Genomic DNA, 19,853 nt, shown 5'->3' on the forward strand with positions numbered 1-19,853 from the left:
CGATCAGCCCAGGATGACCTTGGCGACGGCCTCACCAAAAGCTTTGGTACCGCTAGAACCGCCCAGATCCGGGGTGCGTTGCTTAGGATCTTTCAGAACAACATCCACGGCCTTGTCCATTTCCAGACCGGCTTTGATGAATGCTTCATTGTTGTGGTGCTCGCCCATCCATTGCAGCAACATGCCGACGGAGAGAATCATGGAGACCGGGTTGGCCTTGTCCTGACCTGCGATATCCGGCGCGGAGCCATGCTGTGCTTGGGCGCAGCAGTGAATATCGCTGGCCATCATGGAGCCGGCGAGACCCAGGCTACCCGACAGTTCACTGGCGAGGTCGCTGATGATGTCGCCGTAGAAGTTCGTAGCGACCAGCACGTCGAAACGCTCAGGGCTGCGCACCAGGTGAGCAGTCGACGCATCGACCAGCAGATCGTCCAGAGCCACTTCTGGGAAGTCCTTCGCCACATCACGGACGCACTCCAGGAACAGGCCATCGGTCATATGGAAGCTGTTGGCTTTGTGAATGGCAGTGACCTTCTTGCCACGCTTCATAGCCAACTCGAACGCACGGCGGGCAATACGCTCACTGCAATGACGAGTGATTTTACGCGTGGATAAAGCCATATCAGGGGTCGGCATCACTTCGCCCCAGCCGCGGCTCATGTTGCGGTCCGGATAAAAGCCTTCAGTCGCTTCGCGCATGATGACCAGATCCATCGTCTTGCCTTCCTTCATGTTCGAAGTCAGGAACGGACGAGTACGGGCAGGACGTACGTTGGCATAGAGATCCAGGCCAATACGGAAACCGGCGGAAACGTTACGACCGCCCTTTTCAGGCACTGGATAGTCGGCGTGCGATTGGGTGCCGAGAATGATGCCGTCGTAGCCCTTGGCCTTTTCCAGCACTTCATCACGCAAGGTGGTGCCGTATTTATCCAGGCTCGTGAAACCTACATCCTCGTAATCGAAGCTCAGGTCCAGATCGAATTTTTTGTTGGCTGCTTGCAGGACCGACATCGAAGATTCAACGATTTCCGGACCGATACCATCACCAGGAAGAACCAAAATACGCATCGCACACCCCTTGCTTATTGTTTGAGCTGAATTTTTTGAAGCAGGTCTGTCTGAAAACCGCTCCATTTATGTACATCGTAAATACAAAGTACAATATTGGCGAGGCGAAATCCTTAACCATTTGCTCCCGTTCGTCCTGACATTTCCTGGAGCAGTGTCGTTATCGCCTTCGACAGATTGCATTTTATTGCATGAATATTCAGTTTGTGCAATCTTTTCGCTCAACGGTCATCCATCAATCGAGCCAGGAGACTCACTCCATGACAGTTAAAACATCTGATTTGTGCGACCAGTACCCGGACACCGTTCGGGTTCTGGCCCCAGTGTTCAGGGACTTTGGCGGGAAAAATGATTTCGAGGGCCGTGCTTTCACCCTCAAATGCTTTGAGGACAATTCAAGGATCAAAGAAATAAGCAGTTTGCCGGGTCAAGGCAGAGTGTTGGTCGTGGATGGTGGGGGTAGTGATCGGTACGCACTGTTTGGCGATGTGATCGCTGAGGACTTGGTGAGGAACGGCTGGGCCGGCGTACTGATCTACGGTTATATCCGCGACAAGGCGGCTCTGCGCGACATGCCGATTGCCATTAAGGCACTTGGCACATCACCGCGAAAGACCGTCAAACGCAACGAGGGGAAGATTGGTATAGCGGTGGAATTCGCCGGGCACACCATCTCAGATGGCGACCAGCTATACGGTGATGACGATGGGGTGGTGCTGCTGAACGAGCCGCGGCTTAGCTGACCACCGAGATCTCAAGGCTGCGCTGGTATTCCAGCTCATCCTTGGCCTCTTTGTCGGTTTTCTGCCGCCCGACGACATCGAGATGATTACGCAGGAACTCCGCAGCAGCTTCTCGCTGCCCACTTTCGATGAGATCTAGAAGATGGATGTGCTCTTTACATTGGTTGATCAAGCGAGGCCGGTCCACGTTGGCCTTGTAGGCCATGAATCGACGCAACTGGTTTTGCCGGCGGATAGCTTCGAGAAAAAAAGCGTTGCCCGAACAACGGACCACCAGTTCGTGAAGCTGTGCACCTATCTGAAACAGCTGAGATCGCGACAGGTTAAAAATGTCTCCATCCAGCATTTTTTGCTGGGTCTCACGAGCTTTGGCAAACGCGGCCTTATCCACCTCGTAGCCAGGTTCGAGCACGGCAGCCGGTTCAATAGCCATACGGAAACGGTAGCTCTGAATATGGGCCTTGGAGTCATGCAGAAAACTGTTGATCTCCCACCCCTGCCCAGGCTTGCGCTCAATCATCGCCTCATTGGCCAACCGGTTCAGGACCTTCATGAGTTGCCCTCTGGGCACCTCATATTTGCGCATCAACTCGGCTTCAAAAAAAGTCGTTGGGATGTCGCCGCGAAGAACGTCGTCGACAACACGCAGATAGAAATCTTCAAAAGGGTCGACTTCCAAGGGGAGCTTACGACTGTCGATTCCTCGCGCGTCAGCCGTCAGGAAATAGCCCCGATTCGGTTCCTTGGTCGCGAGGCCCAACTCAGCCAACAAAGCGAAACCACGTCGAATCGGCGAACGGGAGACCCCCAACTCTTTGGCAAAAGACTCCTCGCGCAGCGGATCACCGGCACGCATCGACCTGGCTCTCGCCATATCGATGATCTTGGGAGCCAACTGCTCCGCAAGGTCTTTTTTTATCTTGGGCTTCATTTTGGATTGTTCGCCCGCCAATGGTTGTGGAGGAGTCAATTCTGCTGAATTCATGGAAACCGGTTATCAGAGGAGGATGGATTCGATGCAAAGGTCTGGGGTGGAGCCTTGACACCAAAATCCGGGACTTGAAAGAAAAATAACACACCTGATGCGCATCAACACGCCACCGAAATGCCAAGGCTACACCGTCCATCAACTTGATCTACTACAAACCAGGAATACGTCATGACCGCACCACGTATCTATTTGATTCATGCAACGCCGGTGGCAATCGCCCCCATCACTGAAGCTTTCACTCGGCTCTGGCCCGAGGCCAAGCTCGCAAATCTGTTGGAAGACTCGCTTTCCAGCGACCTGGCGGAAGCCGGTGAACTCACTCCAGCATTGAATGAACGCTTTTTGAAACTGGCTACCTATGCGGCGGAGTCAGGGGCTGATGCGATCTTGTTTACGTGCTCAGCTTTTGGTGACGCCATTGATCTGTGCAAGCGGTCGCTGAGCATCCCAGTGCTCAAACCGAACGAAGCCATGATCGAGGAGGCCATTCAACGCACCCAAAGGATCACTATCCTTGCGACCTTCAAACCAGCCATTACATCGATGACTGAGGAGTTTGAAAGCTATGCGCGGCAACTCGGCGTAGAGATTGAACTCGATACACGGGTCTGCCCTGAAGCGTTTGACGAACTGCGCAGGGGAAATACAGATCGTCATGACGCTTTGATTGTTGATTCGGCTCGCGCGCCTACGAGCAGCGAACTGCTGTGTTTCGCGCAGTTTTCCATGACCAGCGCAGCGCAATTGGCAAGCCAAGCGAGCGGCCTTTCAGTGCTGACCACGCCAGATAGCGCAGTGTTGAAACTTCGTAACCTTTTGAACGCTTGATGCAGGTCGAAAAACCTCGGAGTAAGGCATGACCAGATTAAACGCACACATTGGATTCCAATTTACGGAATTGCCATTTCTAGAGCGGTTTGCTGCGGCCGCGAAATCAGGATTTCGAGCGGTCGAGTTCCCCTCGCCCTATGAATACGAAGCGACGCACATTGCGGAGCTTCTCAATGAGCATCAGCTGCAGATGGTGCAATTTGCCGCGCCATCAGGCGCAACAAAAGGCACCACTGGCATTTGTCGCTCAAAGCAGGATTTCCTGGCAGAAGTGAACCAAGCCGTTCAATACGCAAAGGTGCTCGACTGTAAAATGGTGCACCTGATGTCTGGTGTGTCGCTTGCTGAGCTTGGGGTGATTGCCGACAGCGGTATTTATCGACGTAACCTGAAGTACGCGGCCGAGTTCTTGTCTGGCGAAGGTATTGAACCCTTGATTGAAGTGATCAGCTCAACTGAGGTTCCGGGCTACCTGATGAGCCGCTTCGACTTTGCAGAGGAAATGCTGGAGGCCCTTCCCAACCTCGGCCTGATCTTGGACACCTACCATACGGAGCTTCTGGGCGAGGATTGTCTGCGAAAGCTAAATCAATGGTGGCCGCGCGTTTGTCATGTCCAAGTGGCCGACTTCCCGGGCCGGAATGAACCTGGTACTGGCAATGTCGATTTTCCAAAACTGCTCTCCATGCTTGAAGACCATGCCTATCAAGGCTGGGTGGGATGCGAGTATCGCCCTCGCGCCTCCACGTTCGACGGGCTCGAAGACCTATGGAGGATCATGAAACCCAACCCGCATGAACATGACCGTTGGTAAGAAATCGTTTCTTTTTGAAGAAATTGTACTGCGTTACCTTGCAAAACAATTTCGAGTGGAGTTTATTAGGGCCAGTAGCCCTTGAAGGTTGCACGCAATACTCCCCACAAAAAACACAAAAGGAGTTTACGCATGACCAAGAAGATCGCCTTTGTTACTGCTGGCATGGGAAACCTGGGCACAGCAGTTTGCCAGCGACTCGCCCGAGACGGATTTACCGTTGTCGCAGGATGCGGTCCCGATTCCCCATTGAAAGACACTTGGCTAGCTCAGCAAAAGGAGCTTGGCTTTAACTTCATCGCCTCTGAAGGAAGCGTTGCTGATTGGGACTCTTGCCGCCAAGCCTTTGAGCAGATCAAGAAAAATGTCGGGCCAGTCGATGTCCTGATCAACAACGCCGGCACCGCTCGCAACGTTGTCTTTCAGGAAATGCAGCCCAACGACTGGACAACCGTCATCGACACCAACCTCAACTCTCTGTTCAACGTAACCAAACAGGTTATCGATGGCATGACTGAAAGAGGCTGGGGACGGGTGATCAACATCTCTTCCGTCAACGCCCAGTTGGGCCAAGTGGGTCAGGTCAACTACTCCACCGCCAAGTCTGCAATCCGGGGTTTCACCCGTGCGCTGGCACGAGAAGTGGGATCCCGTGGCGTCACGGTGAATACCGTATCCCCTGGTTACATTGCCACCCCCAAACTCAAGTCCGTTACTACCGCCGACGTCATGGACCGCATCATCCAGGACATTCCGACTCGGCGCCTTGGAACGCCTGAGGAAATCGCCGCCGTATGTGCCTGGCTTGCCTCCGATGAGGCTGGGTATGCGAACGGTGCTGACTTCTCGCTAAATGGTGGTCTTCACATGAGTTGATACTCGTGTGAGACTCAGCGGCAACCCGCTGGATCAGACCAAAAATGCAGCGGGAACCTTGATGCGCTTTTTGCGCAGATCCCATAAAAACAATTGTACTTTACGTCAAGGTGATACAAATGCTCTCAATACTCGGCTACGGCATGATCGTGACCTTCATGGCACTGATCATGACCAAGCGGTTGTCACCGTTGGTAGCGATGACAATAGTCCCTATCGTATTCGCTCTGCTGGCGGGTTTTGGCCCGGACATGGGCGGCATGATGATCGAGGGTCTGAAAAAGGTAGCTCCAACCGCGGTCATGGTGATGTTCGCGATCCTTTACTTCGGCGTGATGTTCGATACTGGTCTGTTCGATCCGATCATTCGCAAATTCATCAAGCTGATCAACGGCGACCCGATGAAGGCCGTCGTGTTTGCAACACTTCTGGCAGGGATGGTATCGCTGGACGGCGACGGTTCCACTACGTACATGATTACCGTCACCGCAATGCTGCCGCTGTTCAAGCGTCTGCGACTCGAACCACTGTCGCTTACCTGCGTCGTTATTCTTGCGGCAAGTGTCACCAATCTATTGCCGTGGGGCGGACCCTTGGCACGTGCAGCAGCGTCCTTGCAAGTCGACACTGCCGAACTGTTTATCCCGCTTATCCCAGTTATGGTGGTCGGCTTCCTAGGTGTTCTTGCACTGGCTTACTTCATCGGTATTCGCGAGCGTCAACGCTTGGGCACGCTGCGTTTATCCGTGGGTGCCGCCGCTACCGTTTTTGATGATGAGGCTGACGAAGGTCTGCCATCCATGTCAGACGAAAATGCCGAACTGCGTCGTCCAAAACTGTTCTGGTTAAACGCAGGTTTGACGATCGCCTTGATGGCCGGCCTGGTGGTGGAAATACTGCCACTTTCCATTTTGTTCATGGTCGCGTTCTCCATCGCCTTGGTGATCAACTACCCGCACGTGAACGATCAGCGTCGCCGCATTTCCGCGCACGCTCCAACGGCTTTGAACCAGATCGCGATCTTCCTGGCAGCCGGCATCCTGGCAGGTATTCTGTCCGGTACGGGCATGGTCAATGCGATGTCAGCGAGCTTCCTGGCAATGTTGCCAGCGACTTGGGGCCCGTACATGGCGCCGATCACCGCGTTGGCGAGTATTCCGGGCACCTTCTTCATGTCCAATGACGCCTTCTACTATGGCGTGCTTCCAGTGCTTGCCAAGGCTGCCGAAGTCTATGGCATTACCCACGCTGAAATTGGGCGTGCCTCTCTGGTAGGTCAACCTGTTCACCTTCTGAGTCCTCTTGTGGCCTCGACCTACCTGCTCTGTGGCTTGGCAGGTGTGGAGTTCAGCGACCACCAGAAATACACAATGAAATGGGCATTCGCGCTGAGCTTCCTGATCTTGCTCGCCTGCCTGCTGCTGGGATTGTTCCCTCTGGCAGCTGGTGTCTAAGGGAAAACCGAGAGCAAATAGCATCACCGCATCGAAACAATGAAAAATCCTGGAAACAGAAATGTTTTCGGGATTTTTTGTGTTCGCTCAATCAAGGATCACTTTGGAGCCCGAATGCCTAGTGAAAAGGACATGGCCGCCGAAAGCGGCGCACCGATGATCCCTGAACAGCGCCGTGAGTTGATGCTGCGCCAGTTGCGCAAACATCAGGTGCTGAGCGTTCATCAATTGATGGAAATGTTCGACTGTTCGCACATGACCATCCGCCGCGACATCGCGTTGCTCGAGCAGGAAGGTCGTGCCTACTCGGTAACGGGTGGGGTGCGAATCGCCAGTCAGCTGCACAGTGAGCCCAGCCATCAGCTCAAGGCGGTGGTGGAGTTGCCGCAGAAACAGGCCATGGCCAAACTCGCCGCCCGGCTACTGCATGCTGATATGGCGATTTACCTGGATGCGGGAACCAGCACCCTGGAAATTGTTCCCTACATCAAGGCGCTGTCCGGCATGACCGTGGTGACCAACGATTTCGGGATTGTCCAGGCCCTGATCGAAGCCCCCCATGTCACGGTGATTCATACCGGCGGGCAGCTGGATCACCCCAATCAATCGTGCGTAGGCAGCCTGGCGGTTGCCACATTGCGTCAGGTCGTCACCGATATCGCGTTCATATCGACCAGCTCATGGGATTTGCGTCGCGGTCTCACCACGCCTTCGGCGCTGACGGTAGACGTCAAACGAGCCGCGATGCAATCGGCCGCGCAAGTGGTGCTGGTGGCCAGCAGTTTGAAATACGGCACCTTCAGTATGTACAGGATCGCAGAGGTCGAGCACTTCGACATCATCCTCAGTGATGATAACTTGCCCCCTGCCGCGGCCGATGGCATCCGAAAACAGGGTGTAGAACTGTTACTTCCGTCGAACGATACCTTGGCCTGAAACGACGAACTTCCGCATTCGGAAATGAGAAAGGGGACGTATTTGATTCCCGGAAATATAAATCCGGGGATGCCCTCTCAATGCGCCTCGAAATTAGCAGGGAGGCCATGGCTTGATAGCGGCATACCTAGTTAGGCACGGTTTGCCGTTGAGTCTATGTGCAATAACGCTAGCCTGACGCTGGATAACCTGAAACAGGTGAGAGTATATGAACGACTGCTTTTGGCTGTGGATTGAACCGGTCGTGATGGGCACCTACCAGTCTTCAGTTGAGGAGCAAAAAACGGGGCCGAATGTACCTATCCCCACTTTTTTCGCTTGCTCTTCAATACGCCCAGCCTGCAGCACATCGTGCTTAGTAGGAAAGTGGCGTAAAAGGAAATAAGCGTTTTGTCTAACGCGTTCGGGCACTTCTGTGTCGCGAGCAAGTTCCGTCAGGAAAGCATGAGTTTGTGCGACGGACCTGCTCCGTTCAAATGGCATCGTCATTTAAGCCTCCACGCGTTGAGGTTGTCAGTCCAATACAAGGCGACCAGATTCGGTCACCTATAGTCGCTCTATAATCGCTCTATAATTCCCTATAAACCTGCGTCGTAAGCGTCCGCCTGTAGCGGTCTAATGGGCAGATCAGAAACGCGTGTTCGAAACGCAGCTTCAAAGCTCAAGCTTCCTGGTCTTACCCGTCTCTATCCTTTCGAGCAGCATCGACAGTACTTCGGCGGCAGCCCCCATCAGCATGAACTCCTTCGGTTCACCCATTGCAACGTCGACCTTGTTCACATGAATGACCGACGCGCCAGACGCCAACGCAAGATCGGGAAGGCCTGCGGCAGGCATGACGATCCCGGAGGTGCCGACTGAGACCAGCAGATCGCACTCCTTCACCAGCTGCACCGCAGTTTTCCAGGCCTGGGGTGGTAAATCCTCTCCGTACCAGACCACCGCAGGACGCATTTTGCCGTTACAACGCTGACACCTAGGAGGGTCGATCAGAGCACCTTCCTCCGGCACTGCTGATTGATCGGGTGACACAACCGCAGGCCGATGACAGGCGAAGCACTTGGGCATTGCCAAACTGCCATGCAGATGCACCACATTCAACGAGCCGGCTCGCTCATGGAGGTCGTCAATATTCTGGGTGACAACAGACACCTGGCACTGGGAGTTAGCTAGGCGCGGTATTGCACGATGTGCGGCATTGGGCTCTGCTTGAGCAACGCGGAGCCGCCGCCACAGATACCATCCCCACACCAATGCGGGGTTCTCCCGAAAGGCCTTGGCCGTCTCTAAATCCCTTGGATCGTATCCTGCCCAGATTCCAGACAGCTTTTCGCGGTACGTGGGAATGCCGCTATCGGCGGAGATGCCAGCGCCGGTGAAAAAGACCACCTTGCTGGCCTTCTGCAGTGCGTCTACAGCTTGCTCTATGACCGACATGCTACCCCTCCCAGCCTCAGTTGCTTTCCACAAGCAGCAACTGCCAGCTAATGCCATCGAAGCCGCCACGCCCTGCTACGCTTTTCCCTTCACGGAGGAAACACCATGCCCACCTCAGACCTGCTGCCTTCCCTGTTGCCCAAGCTCAATGAAAACCAACTGGCCCTGGAAGCGGCCATCCTAGAACTTTCAAACTGGGTAGAGCAGCGTGGTGTGGTTGAAGTCGCGGATAACGTACGCGGCGCCCTGGTGGCGATCGACCGAAATGAAGAATTCATCAAGATGATCCTCGCGGTAATGATGACGCCCGAGTGAAGATCGAAAGCGAGCTGTACCCCACGAAACGCCACAACGGGGGAGTGATTTACCCCCTTCATCACAGCCGCAGACGAGCCGTTATCGTCTGTCGATCCGCTTTTGTCACTGTCAGGACTGCTGACTTACGGTTTTCGACGACGAGTGTCGCCAGGCGGGAGATCCGTGCCTACTCCCGCCAGCGGGCCGGGTGGCTCCTGGCTTTCATCGCGATGGCGCAGGTTATTGATCAGCCGCTCATCGAGTGCGCCAAATCCCAAAGTCGTTTCTTCCGCCTCTGGCTCAAGGTCCTCGGCGTCTGGGGCCAAGTAGCCAGGGCTGAGCAAATAATGCGAAAGCAGTTTGTGCTGGGGATATCGATTCTCAAAAAGCGGTAACAACCCATTGAAAATTTCTTCCCCGGCCGGCGTTCCGGCCACCCGCCGAATTACAAACTCGGCGATGGCCAGGCGTACCTCGATCTCACTCGCGTTGAGCGGAAGCTCCTCTGCGACTTCTTCAAACCATTGGTAACTACCGAATCTCAGAGGCTGATCAGACATCTTCGGACACCCGTCGCGAATGGAACGCCGTGATGAGCAAGACCGTACACCCACGTCCGGCCAATCGTTATCAGGTGGCCGTCATTCGATCAATGCAGCAGCGAAGTCCAACATACTGCAAGCAGGAGACCAATGAAACCACCGGAATCCTGTGTACGCTCGCGGGAGGGCCGCGGCCGTACATACGGCAACAAGCACCAGGATGACCGTGTCGAACCTCATCGCCAGCGTGGACGCTCCGGCCAGGCTCCTCCTCAGCCATTTCAACCGCCGAGGCCGCCTTTGGGACTGGCCCAGCTCGGAGCTTGACCACCTCCGCGCATGACGCATTCGGTTTTCCCTTCAGCTCGAAGCCGGCATTAAACGATGAGAAAACGCCACTCCAGACGGCACGCAACCGCCGTGAGGGCATGCGGCTTCAGTCTCCATCGACCAGCGATTGACTGCGCGGCAGAATGACAGCGGCATACTTTTGCAAGGTGTCGTATTATTGTATGTAACAAAGCATTGGCCGATGCTGGAGTTTTAAATGTCCGATCGGCATCAAAACCGCTTGAAAGTTAACACCAGGTTATAAGTAAAGCCGTCACGGAGACGAATGAGCGCGAGGGTCTACGCCAAGAATAATCGCTGGTTACCCGTCAAATGATACCAAATTTTCAACTATTTTCCCGATAAACGGTCATCACCTTGGGTAACTTTAGATTATCCCGTGTTAATTAGCTTCACAAACAAGCGTTCGATCACGGCATTTGTACAGTGTAATTACATGCAATGTAATACAGGTCGAAAAAGTAGGAGGACGTTATGGCGCGCGAAGGCATCAACAAACAATTGGTGCAACAAGCCAAAACGGCGCTACTGGCCCAAGGCAAGCGCCCGACCATCGACGCCGTGCGCATCGCGCTGGGCAACACTGGATCCAAAACCACGATTTCCCACTACCTCAAGGAACTCGAAGAAAAACCCAAACCCACGCTTGAGCGTCTCAGCGAGCCGCTGGCGCAGCTGGTTTTAGGCTTGAGCGAACATCTGCAAGCCGAAAGCGAGGAGCAATTGACTAGGGTTCAAGCGCAACTTTCCCTGGATAAAACCCAGTTGGAATCACAGTTGCAAAGAACGCAGAAACATTTGGAGGAACAGCAACACCACATGGAGAACTTGGAGGCACGCCTGCTCAACGAGCAACAACAACGACAAGAAGCTACGGCCAAAGTTACCCAACAGACTTCCGATTTAGTTCTCGCACACCAACGTATTGAAGAATTAACCAGACAACTGCAGGAACAACGCACGCAGATCGCGATACTTAACAATGAACGGCAGCATGCCGATGAAATTTTTAAACAGTTTCGTCAAGTCCGCCAGGAGGAACACGACACCCTGTTACGGCAACACGCACAACAAGTGACCCAGCTGTCTGAAGAACTACACCACAATTTCGAGAAACTCTCGATTACGCAAAAAGAGCTGATTGAGCTGCATCGCGAGAATGCTCGACTCCTGCAGCAACTCAGCACTCGGCAAAAATTTAATGAATGAGCAATAACCGCGGCCTGCCTCTAACAGCAGTTCAAGCAACTTGGCAAGCTGGCTAAGCCACCAGTAAAGTTTGGTAATTTTCATTCGAGTGTGTTCCGGCCATTGCTGAAGTTATTCAGTAGACGCGCAACCGACAGCCCCCCTGTAGCGCAATGCCTCTTGGCCATGACGATCAGCTCCTCGGGAACGTGCCCTTCCCCTCAGGACTTTGCTCTCAAGAGAAAGCGACTGCATCGACATAGGGATGGCCTCAAAGCCGACTAGTCACCGCCGGAAAATGAGACGAGCCAGGTTGGGTTCAAAGTCGAGCCGCATTGACCTGCATCTCACGCCGCATCGAGGCCCTTTCACCTCCATCACTCGCCCCCATCGCTCGCCCCCGAAGTGTCAACACTTAGCGGCTCGAGGGTGTACGTGTCAAAATCGTGTCAATTTACCAGCAATGGTTAATTGCTTTAAAACAACCAATATAACTCACTGTATTTATTACAATATTTCATTCGTCGCACATTGAATTCGATAAAAGATAAGGGCGTAAAATCATACGTACCCAGTCGATTTCACGTTTCTGAGTGGCTCAACTGATCGATGACCAAAAGGCCGGACAATCCGAAGCTCAATAAATATCGATCTCGACTACGGCACACAACGGTGATTACTACATGGCAGGTCGGATATAGCCGGAAGCACTAATGCCCTTGTGGACATACAAAGCGCCTCGACCAATAAAACTCCGGTCTGTATGCCATCCGTTGTCGCTGGGGTGGCGCCGTCAGAACATTAGAGGAGTGTCGCAAGATGATCATCACGTCCAAGGAAATGAACCTCGACGATGAGCCCGTGCGGCAATCCTCTCGGCCACGGCGTCAACACTTCATCGTGGACTTTCTGTCCCGCAAAAATGACCATTCGATGGAGTGCCACTCAGTGCTGGAATCTGCGTACTGCATTTGGTTGACCAACGAGGGAGTGCGATCATGAAGACCGGTTACCGCCGACTCTGGCTCGAAAAAGGCCACAGCATCCGATCCAGTACCGGCGTCGAGCTGCGGTTGACGCCTTCGAAGTCCCTTGAGCCCTTGGGCCTAGCGGAAACCTCGCACACCTTCTATTGGCTCGCGCATACGTTCCTACATGGTTCTTCAATGTTTTACCCCGCAGGGCATATCCCGGAAGGCCGGTGTGGGTCTGACTCGCGGGACCCCAGCCGCAGACACGCGATCAGCGGTGGCCGAGGACCACAGTTTCCCAGCGCTGAGATGCTTAGCGAAGAACGCCACTGGTGGGCCTCGCGCCTATCAATACGGTGCGAAAGCACTCCCCGAGGAGGCTTGACCTTGGAAGTCATGCACCTCATGACGGGCAGTCTGCAACTGGTGATTTTTGACGCACGTTCCGGGTGCGTGGTCGGGACGGCCGCAATCCCAGGTTCGCTGGAAACGCTCCATTGGGGATTGCGAATATATGCTGCCCTTGAGGCGAAGCGGGCAGCGCAACACTGCCAGGTGCATGCACCGCTGAAGCAGAAAATGAAAGTCGGCCGGGTTGTCCCTGGCCGTGAGTGATGTGACCCCATCATCGCCAGCACTCTCGGAGCCCAGCCCATGGTTACTCCATATGATCGGCAAGCGCCACAAGCAGGCTATACACTCAAACCGAGCAAACCGTTGGTGTTTGGAAAGCCCTGCAAGCTGGTAACCTTCGTCGCCTCGCGCAAGAACCAAGTCTCGATAGGCTGCGAGACCTTGCTGGAGGCGGATTTTTGCATTCATCTGGAATACCAACCAGCTATTGCCTCCTACCAATCACAGCCCTTCACCATCTGCTTCAGCGAATCAAAGACCCGCTATACCCCTGACTTTCTGGCAACACTGGTGGACGGTGACCAGATTGTGTACGAGGTGAAAAGCTGCGCGGGGGCTCGCAATCGAAGATGGCAAACACGGCGTGCCGTGCTTGAGCAACTGTTCAGCCGAAACGGCTTGCGATTTGAATGCGTTGAAGAGCGTCAGTTTCGCCAGCCTGTCCAGATCCACAATCTTCGCACGCTTTACCAGTTGGGCTACAACGGCAACCTCGCCAACGTGCCGTCTATGCTTCGCCTGCTGAACGCACAACCACAACGGAGTGCGTCGATCTCGTTTCTGATGAAACAGGGCATTTCGCAGGCTGACATTACCTGTGCGCTGTTTCATCAACGGCTGCATTGCAATTTACAACGCCCGCTTAACTTACTCAGCCGCGTGTGGTGAATGTGATGAATAGCCTGCAGCTCAACGTCGGCGAGCATTACCTATATTGCGGTTCTGACTACCAAGTGGTCGCGGCCCAAGGCAATCGCTATCAGCTGCGCTCATCGAAATTCAGCAAGCAAATCGTGATTCAGTCGTATGAGCGACTGGCGCAGGCCTGGCGGAATGGGACCTTGGTCAAAACCCAGGAGGCGCCGTTTGCTCCGCGGGTGGACCTGATCGTCGATGCATTGAATGCTCGCCAGCAGACCATCATGGCTAAACGGCTTGGGTATGTACTACCCGTGATGGAACGCTGGAACGGCCATCTGCCTCGCCAGCCGGTGCTAACCCTGCTCTCCGAGATTGCCGAACAGAGGGGCGAAGCGAGACCAAGCTACGGTGCCATCTACCTATGGATAAGAGCCTACCTGAGCATGGGCGAAAATAAGCTCGCTCTCGTACCTCGAACCCGGACTTCACCAACCCGGCGTGTTTTCAGGCAGCATGAGGTTGTGCAAGAACTCATCCAGCTCAACTTGGCTCAATTGTTCTACACGTCTACGCCTTGCAAGAAAACCGACCTTATCAGTGCCATCCAATGCTCGATTGACGCCTGCAACGAAAAACGGCCTCCACACGAGCAACTCGCCTGCCCGTCGACGAGTACGCTGTACCGAATTATCACAGAGCTGGACCGGTACGAGACTGACCGCCACCAGCTCGGTTACCGTCGAGCCATCAAAAAGCAAAAGTGGAGTAAAAAATGTAAGCGGCCATTGGCGCTCTTTGACCTCGTTGAGGGCGATACGCATAAGCTCGATGTGGAAACCGTCGATGAGAACGGCCAACTGATCGGACGCCTTTTTTTGACCGTGCTGATAGAAGTGCGAAACCGGGTAATCACGGGATGGGACATCTCCTACAACCCGCCCAGCACCGAAAAGACGATGCGCGCACTGAAACATTCACTGTTGAGTAGTAATCCCTATGGCGGACTGGCTCGCCGTTATCGTCTGGACAATGGCAGCGAATTCGCCAATGCCCGTTTGAAAAGTGTACTCCAGGACCTTGGCGGTGACGTGACTTACTGTGAACCAGGTAATCCAGATCAAAAACCGCACATCGAGAGTTTCTTCAAGACCTGGACCACATCCATCGCCCATTGCATGCCAGGTACGACGTTTTCGGGGCCGAGCCCTTATGACTCCGAAGCCAATGCCACCCTTACCCGGGAAGACGTCATGAAAAATTTCGAAGATTGGCTCCAAACTGCCTACCATCCAGGCTTCCAGAATGGCTTAGGTAAATCTCCGCAAGAGGCCTGGGATGAAGACCAGGCCAATACCCTTGCCTTCGAACGAAAAAGGTACAGCGAGGAAGATCTTAATCGCCATCTGCTGTGTGCCGCCTACGTAAAGCCCAACAATGGCCGGTTGCGCTTCAAAGGCCTCGCTTGGACGGGCCCAGCAGTGAGTTATCTGGCCACCCAGCATCCCGGCAAACCCAGGTCGCTGCGGCTGCTGTATGACATTTCCGAGCTGGGCAAGGCCTGGGTCTGCGCCCCCAATTCGCCAAGCGAACTGTTCGAAGTCATGGCGGTTGATCCCGATTATCAGAATGGTTTGACCCTGCACCTCCATGAAATGATCAAGGCCCGGCTCAGAGCCAGAAAGCAATCACCTAACTACAGTGCGGCACGCGAGGCGCGGGTGGAGATATTAAGAGAACTGGCCAGCGCGAAGACCAAAACTCAATGGAAAACCCGGAAACGCGCAGAGGAGCGTGGCGATTTCAATTCGAGGCCGAGTTTGCCCGCCCCTTCCGTGGCTCTGGAGGCTGACAGCAACCTCCGGTATCAATTCCATCCCGATACCCCATCGGATTACGCGAGCGTAGTGACCAAGCATGATTGATGAAGCGAAGGTTCAAGCCATGGTCGAATTCAATGAACAGACCGTGTTCTTTCCCAGCTATCAGTTCGCCTACTCGCAGCTTTCCAAAGCCGTGGAAGCCACCAAACTACGTAAAACGGCCAGCTGCGCCTTCATCATCGGGCCATCCGGATCCGGAAAATCCCGTCTGTGCGAACTGTTCACCGGCTCCTTTAATCCGCCGTATATAGAGTGCGATGAAGGTGGCATATTCAAAATCATAACCGCGCTCTACTGCATCGTGCCCGCCCCGGTGACGATCAAGGGGATATGCACCACCTTACTCAAAACGCTGGGCGTTTACCCGCCGCACGGCGACGTGCATGCGCTTAACGAATTACTCCTCGATCGTCTAAAAAAATGCCGGGTCAGAGTCGTGATCTTGGACGAAATCCAGCGCCTGTTGAAACCGGATGCAGAGAAATCACGCGGCGTAACCCTGGATTGGCTGGTGACACTGCTTAGCAAGAGCGAGATCCCCATCATGCTGGCAGGCACTGAAGAGTGCGAGCTTCTGCTTAAAGAACAAAGAAAACAAAGTTTTTCCCCGTTCATCAGAAGATACTGCTACGTCGCATATCTGGAGCATTTCAAATTCAGCGAACTCGATACCTCTGAATACTACATGACGCTTAAGGTACTTGATCAACAGCTATATAACCTAATGAAGTTTGAAGGTGATGTTCATCTACACGAACTGATGATCATGGCGCCGCTCTACGTTGCGAGCGTAGGAAACCTGGAGTACCTTCGACAAATCGTGCACGAAGCGGTTATCAACTCCTTAACCCGCAACGCAACTACTCTCACCCGCCAGGACTTTTTTGAGGCCTGCCGATGCCTAAATCTATCCAAACAGCTCTGTGAGACAAAAAACCCGTTCACTTTGACGCTGAGTGAATGTCTAGCATTGATAGCGAAGCACACCGATGAACAAGCTAATCTTTGTGCCAATTCCGCTCGCTGAAGAAAGCCCATACAGCTTGATAAGGCGGGCAACGCTGTTTCATGGATTTTACACGATTGGTCAATTCAGCCGCCGTTGCGTGGGTGAATCAGCATTGCAACACATTGCACTAACCCAATCATCAGCGATCGCTCAATTTTTAGCAGAAGAGGCGGGAGACTATGCCCCCGCAGTCCTCAGTGGGTTTTACAAAACTGTCAACCGCGCGCAGACGATGCATTTGTTGGTCAGCGGAATTGAAATACCTAGCTTTTATCTAAGATTACGTTCCTTTGTGTACTGTGACGACTGTTTCGAAGAGGGCTGGCAGCGCCAAATCCAAGACATAATACTTACAGAATTTTGCCCATATCACCAGAAAAAGTACTTGACGCACTGCCCCGCATGCGGTGGACATATTAAGTGGTGGCAGGCGCTACATGGTAAATGTCACTACTGCGGGGATATCCTTAAGTGTATTCCATGCACTGCCCAAGACTGCAGGCCTGAAGAATATCTTGTACAGAGTTTGAAAACCCAAAATCAAGCTTACTTTGACAAAATCATGAGAATTGCTCGCCAATTGGGAGATATTAAGCAAAAAAAGCCTACCGCACCCGAGGCCAGTCGCTGCCAGATTAATGAAGCAGCAATGCTAATTGCGAATAATGATACGTACGGAATTCTGCAACACCTGACAGCGTTACATAGCATATATCCCGATCTCGACAAGGCTTGGATAGCCGCCCGTTTCTCAGGTTTCAAGAGCCCTGAAGTGAATGAAGCTATAAATGCCTTCATGAAACGGACAACGTTTTCTCAGAACAGCATCGGCAGCGATACACCTTTTCTATTAACACCCAGACAAGTCAGACGAAAAATGCAGGCGGAGGGTCTACGCTTCGCCAGCATCAGCCAGATATGCCAAAGCCTTAACGCAACGAGAAGATCCTGTACCAATGATGACATCCTAGCAATATCTCTAGCGCTTGAAGAATATCATGCCAAGAGTGCTGGACGATTACCCCTCGCACAGACAGAGATGTGGACTACCAAAGAGGTCTCTAGGCGGCTAAACGTCAATTCGCACGTCGTACAAACTTATGCCAGAGATGGCTTATTGCCATTCTATTGCGGCAAAAAGTCCAAGAAATTTTTCCTTCCAACTGACGTGGACTGCCTACTCGACCGACTCCAACCTCCGCACTACATTGCAGCAACCTGTGGCATTAAAGTCATAAAAATTCGCAAAGCCATTCTCGAATCTCAAGTTGAACCCAGCTACAATGCCGAACTCCACTGGTCGTACTGGCTATTCACCTCAGAAGACATCCAGTCAATCAAGCGAACGTTGGCTCACAAAAAATCACGAGCCACGGAAGCGTTTCCGTTAATTCTCCCAAAGCTCCCAGCTGATCCAGTTTTTTTCGGGAAATTTCTAAGCATTGCGCAGACAGCGGAATCACTTCGAATTGAAAAAGGAACCGTTCGTGAGCTCATAAAGTGGCATCACTTGAAAAATTGCTACATATCTGTGAGGAAAATCTACATCCCTAAAACGGAAATAAAAAGATTCAAAAAAAAATACTTGAATAGCAAAACCACCAGCAAAATTCTGAAAATCTCTTCAAACCGTCTGGTCGATGTGCTGCAGTTTTTTGGCGTCAAGCCACTAACCTTTCCCGCCACCACACAATGCCGAATCACTGCCATCTATAAAAAAAGCGAAATTTCAAAGTTTGCCATACACCTAAGCACAGAAAAATCCACGGAAAATCAGAATTACTTACCAATTACTATCGCCGCGAAACGTGCACATGTTACCGAACATACCCTCAGAGCCCTGGCCTATCACAATGTGCTCACTCACGTAGCGGGTCAGTTATCGTTTTATTTCCGGCCCAGCGTTCTGGATTTGTTCGGAAAGAAATTTTCGATTATTGAAGCACTGCTTGCCCCACTGGGCTTTCCGTCGCGACCAACCCCTAGACTTATCGAAAAGCTGTACAAGTACGACGCCAAAGAAATGCCGCCCAGGACCAATACAGCGGAATTCTATCGAAGCAGCACCGACATACTCTCGTATCTAAATTCAGAGACGCCTATTGACTCCCCTATCTTGATCAAAATAAGAAGAACGGCAAATTACTTCTGCGCTAAGGTGCCAACTCTGCCGCCGGAGTGCATATTGCTCAGCATCGTCCTCGAACAATGTCAAATAAGCTACAACGACTTTTATCACACGTTTTTAAAGAAAGGATTTGTGTCATTAATCAGACACGAGAAAGAAAAATACCTAAATATAAAAGATTTTAATAAGTGCCAACGCATCCTCGCCTCGTACATAACCTGCGCAATGGCCGACCGATTGATTTTCAAAAACTCCGGAACTAGCCGATGCTTGATTAGACGGAACATTCTGACAGGAGAACACCTATCCAATTTTATCGCCACCCCATTGATACGGCGGGACATAATATCGCAGTACCTTATCAATTACCCCGTAAGTTCTCATCTCAAATCTGAATAATCACAAGCGCATTTAATATTCAATCGAGCAGGGTGCCACTAACTTCCCAAAGCTCAGCTCGTTCCCCAACCATGACGCATCTTCAAGCCAGTCGCACCCGACCTCTGCTCGCCGCACCTCCTGCCATTTTTAAACTTGATCCACATAGACTAACTCCGATGCTGGGCCACATTGAACCGTGAACCGTGAACCTCCTATGGCCACCAGATAGGATATTCACTTGTATAAATTTTTGCCAAAAAATATTCATCAGTATTATTTTTTTTGAAAAATGCACTTCAAGTGCTTCATGAATTTCGCACCTATCACGGTCAGCCATATCAATTTGAACAGAAATTGATCGATCAGTGAACTGGTCAGCGCTATAAAAGCGGTATTTTCAGGTTACAACTATTTTCCGAGCGAGGCTTTGAACCCCGTCCGTGGAGATGAAACACGCTGTATCGAACTGGAACTGTTCAAATCCGTAAACGACCGGGAACTGATGGTCTTGCAACTTTTTGCCCAAGGTCGCACAAACAAGGAAATCGCCAAGGGCATGTTTCTGAGCAACAAGACCGTGAGCACCTACAAAAAGCGTCTCATGCAGAAACTCAAAGCCAAATCCCTGGTTGAACTCATCGAGATGGCAAAACGTAACGCGCTAGTATGAGAATC

General features: G+C 52.5%; 17 protein-coding genes and 1 pseudogene. 13 read left to right on the forward strand and 5 right to left on the reverse strand.

The window, feature by feature from the left end:
- Nucleotides 1–3 precede the first annotated feature (3 nt).
- On the reverse strand, nt 4–1,140 hold the full coding sequence (locus PMI31_RS07170) for an isocitrate/isopropylmalate dehydrogenase family protein (protein WP_238539270.1): 1,137 nt from the start codon (nt 1,138–1,140) through the stop codon (nt 4–6).
- Between the two features lie 194 nt (nt 1,141–1,334).
- Between PMI31_RS07170 and rraA the strand changes: the two genes are divergently transcribed.
- Nucleotides 1,335–1,817, forward strand: a complete 483-nt coding sequence (gene rraA / locus PMI31_RS07175; protein ID WP_008017159.1) for a ribonuclease E activity regulator RraA — start codon at nt 1,335–1,337, stop codon at nt 1,815–1,817.
- On the opposite strand, the gene PMI31_RS07180 is transcribed toward rraA, so the two are convergent.
- Nucleotides 1,810–2,748 carry a GntR family transcriptional regulator gene (locus PMI31_RS07180; protein WP_043302255.1) on the reverse strand — a complete coding sequence of 313 codons (939 nt, stop codon included), beginning with the start codon at nt 2,746–2,748 and terminating at the stop codon, nt 1,810–1,812. The two genes, rraA and PMI31_RS07180, sit on opposite strands and share 8 nt — an antisense overlap.
- 228 nt (nt 2,749–2,976) lie before the next feature.
- Here PMI31_RS07180 and PMI31_RS07185 point away from each other — a divergent pair, with 228 nt between their 5' ends.
- The 5 genes from PMI31_RS07185 to PMI31_RS07205 all read left to right on the forward strand — a co-directional run bounded on the left by PMI31_RS07185 (nt 2,977) and on the right by PMI31_RS07205 (nt 7,719).
- Nucleotides 2,977–3,636 carry an aspartate/glutamate racemase family protein gene (locus tag PMI31_RS07185; protein ID WP_008017162.1) on the forward strand — a complete coding sequence of 220 codons (660 nt, stop codon included), beginning with the start codon at nt 2,977–2,979 and terminating at the stop codon, nt 3,634–3,636.
- Nucleotides 3,637–3,664: 28 nt separating this feature from the next.
- Nucleotides 3,665–4,453: a hydroxypyruvate isomerase family protein gene (locus PMI31_RS07190; RefSeq protein ID WP_008017163.1), complete on the forward strand. Its 789-nt coding sequence runs from the start codon at nt 3,665–3,667 to the stop codon at nt 4,451–4,453.
- Between the two features lie 132 nt (nt 4,454–4,585).
- A complete protein-coding gene (gene phbB, locus PMI31_RS07195; RefSeq protein ID WP_008017165.1) occupies nt 4,586–5,329 on the forward strand; it encodes an acetoacetyl-CoA reductase in 744 nt (247 codons plus the stop codon).
- A 119-nt stretch (nt 5,330–5,448) separates the two neighbouring features.
- Complete coding sequence (locus PMI31_RS07200; protein WP_008017166.1) at nt 5,449–6,783, forward strand: CitMHS family transporter; 1,335 nt, start codon at nt 5,449–5,451, stop codon at nt 6,781–6,783.
- A 114-nt stretch (nt 6,784–6,897) separates the two neighbouring features.
- Nucleotides 6,898–7,719: a DeoR/GlpR family DNA-binding transcription regulator gene (locus PMI31_RS07205; RefSeq protein WP_008017167.1), complete on the forward strand. Its 822-nt coding sequence runs from the start codon at nt 6,898–6,900 to the stop codon at nt 7,717–7,719.
- A 255-nt stretch (nt 7,720–7,974) separates the two neighbouring features.
- Here the strand turns inward: PMI31_RS07205 and PMI31_RS29755 are convergent, their stop codons facing one another.
- Both PMI31_RS29755 and PMI31_RS07210 read right to left on the reverse strand, forming a co-directional pair.
- A complete protein-coding gene (locus tag PMI31_RS29755) occupies nt 7,975–8,208 on the reverse strand; it encodes a BPSL0761 family protein (RefSeq protein WP_008017168.1) in 234 nt (77 codons plus the stop codon).
- 165 nt (nt 8,209–8,373) lie between these two features.
- Complete coding sequence (locus tag PMI31_RS07210) at nt 8,374–9,156, reverse strand: SIR2 family NAD-dependent protein deacylase (RefSeq protein ID WP_008017170.1); 783 nt, start codon at nt 9,154–9,156, stop codon at nt 8,374–8,376.
- A gap of 105 nt (nt 9,157–9,261) precedes the next feature.
- On the opposite strand from PMI31_RS07210, the gene PMI31_RS07215 reads away from it, so the two are divergent.
- Nucleotides 9,262–9,471, forward strand: coding sequence for a hypothetical protein (locus tag PMI31_RS07215; RefSeq protein WP_008017171.1), 210 nt, complete (start codon nt 9,262–9,264; stop codon nt 9,469–9,471).
- Nucleotides 9,472–9,596: 125 nt separating this feature from the next.
- Here PMI31_RS07215 and PMI31_RS29760 read toward each other — a convergent pair whose 3' ends face one another.
- A complete protein-coding gene (locus PMI31_RS29760) occupies nt 9,597–10,013 on the reverse strand; it encodes a hypothetical protein (protein WP_008017172.1) in 417 nt (138 codons plus the stop codon).
- Between the two features lie 807 nt (nt 10,014–10,820).
- Here PMI31_RS29760 and PMI31_RS07225 point away from each other — a divergent pair.
- The 6 genes and pseudogenes from PMI31_RS07225 to PMI31_RS07260 form a co-directional block, all read left to right on the forward strand.
- On the forward strand, nt 10,821–11,555 hold the full coding sequence (locus PMI31_RS07225; protein WP_008017173.1) for a DNA-binding protein: 735 nt from the start codon (nt 10,821–10,823) through the stop codon (nt 11,553–11,555).
- 1,604 nt (nt 11,556–13,159) lie between these two features.
- Nucleotides 13,160–13,807 carry a TnsA endonuclease N-terminal domain-containing protein gene (locus tag PMI31_RS07240; protein WP_008017176.1) on the forward strand — a complete coding sequence of 216 codons (648 nt, stop codon included), beginning with the start codon at nt 13,160–13,162 and terminating at the stop codon, nt 13,805–13,807.
- Nucleotides 13,808–13,812: 5 nt separating this feature from the next.
- Nucleotides 13,813–15,702: an integrase catalytic domain-containing protein gene (locus tag PMI31_RS07245; protein ID WP_008017177.1), complete on the forward strand. Its 1,890-nt coding sequence runs from the start codon at nt 13,813–13,815 to the stop codon at nt 15,700–15,702.
- Nucleotides 15,695–16,687 carry an ATP-binding protein gene (locus PMI31_RS07250; protein WP_157213265.1) on the forward strand — a complete coding sequence of 331 codons (993 nt, stop codon included), beginning with the start codon at nt 15,695–15,697 and terminating at the stop codon, nt 16,685–16,687. Before PMI31_RS07245 ends, PMI31_RS07250 begins: the two co-directional genes overlap by 8 nt.
- A complete protein-coding gene (locus PMI31_RS07255) occupies nt 16,650–19,196 on the forward strand; it encodes a helix-turn-helix domain-containing protein (RefSeq protein WP_008017179.1) in 2,547 nt (848 codons plus the stop codon). The genes PMI31_RS07250 and PMI31_RS07255 overlap by 38 nt, the downstream gene beginning before the upstream one ends.
- A 343-nt stretch (nt 19,197–19,539) precedes the next feature.
- Nucleotides 19,540–19,848: pseudogene (locus PMI31_RS07260) on the forward strand (response regulator transcription factor); the annotation flags it as partial.
- Nucleotides 19,849–19,853 lie beyond the last annotated feature (5 nt).

The sequence above is a fragment of the Pseudomonas sp. GM55 genome (genome assembly GCF_000282395.1).
GTDB classification, from domain to species: Bacteria; Pseudomonadota; Gammaproteobacteria; order Pseudomonadales; family Pseudomonadaceae; genus Aquipseudomonas; species Aquipseudomonas fluorescens_CC.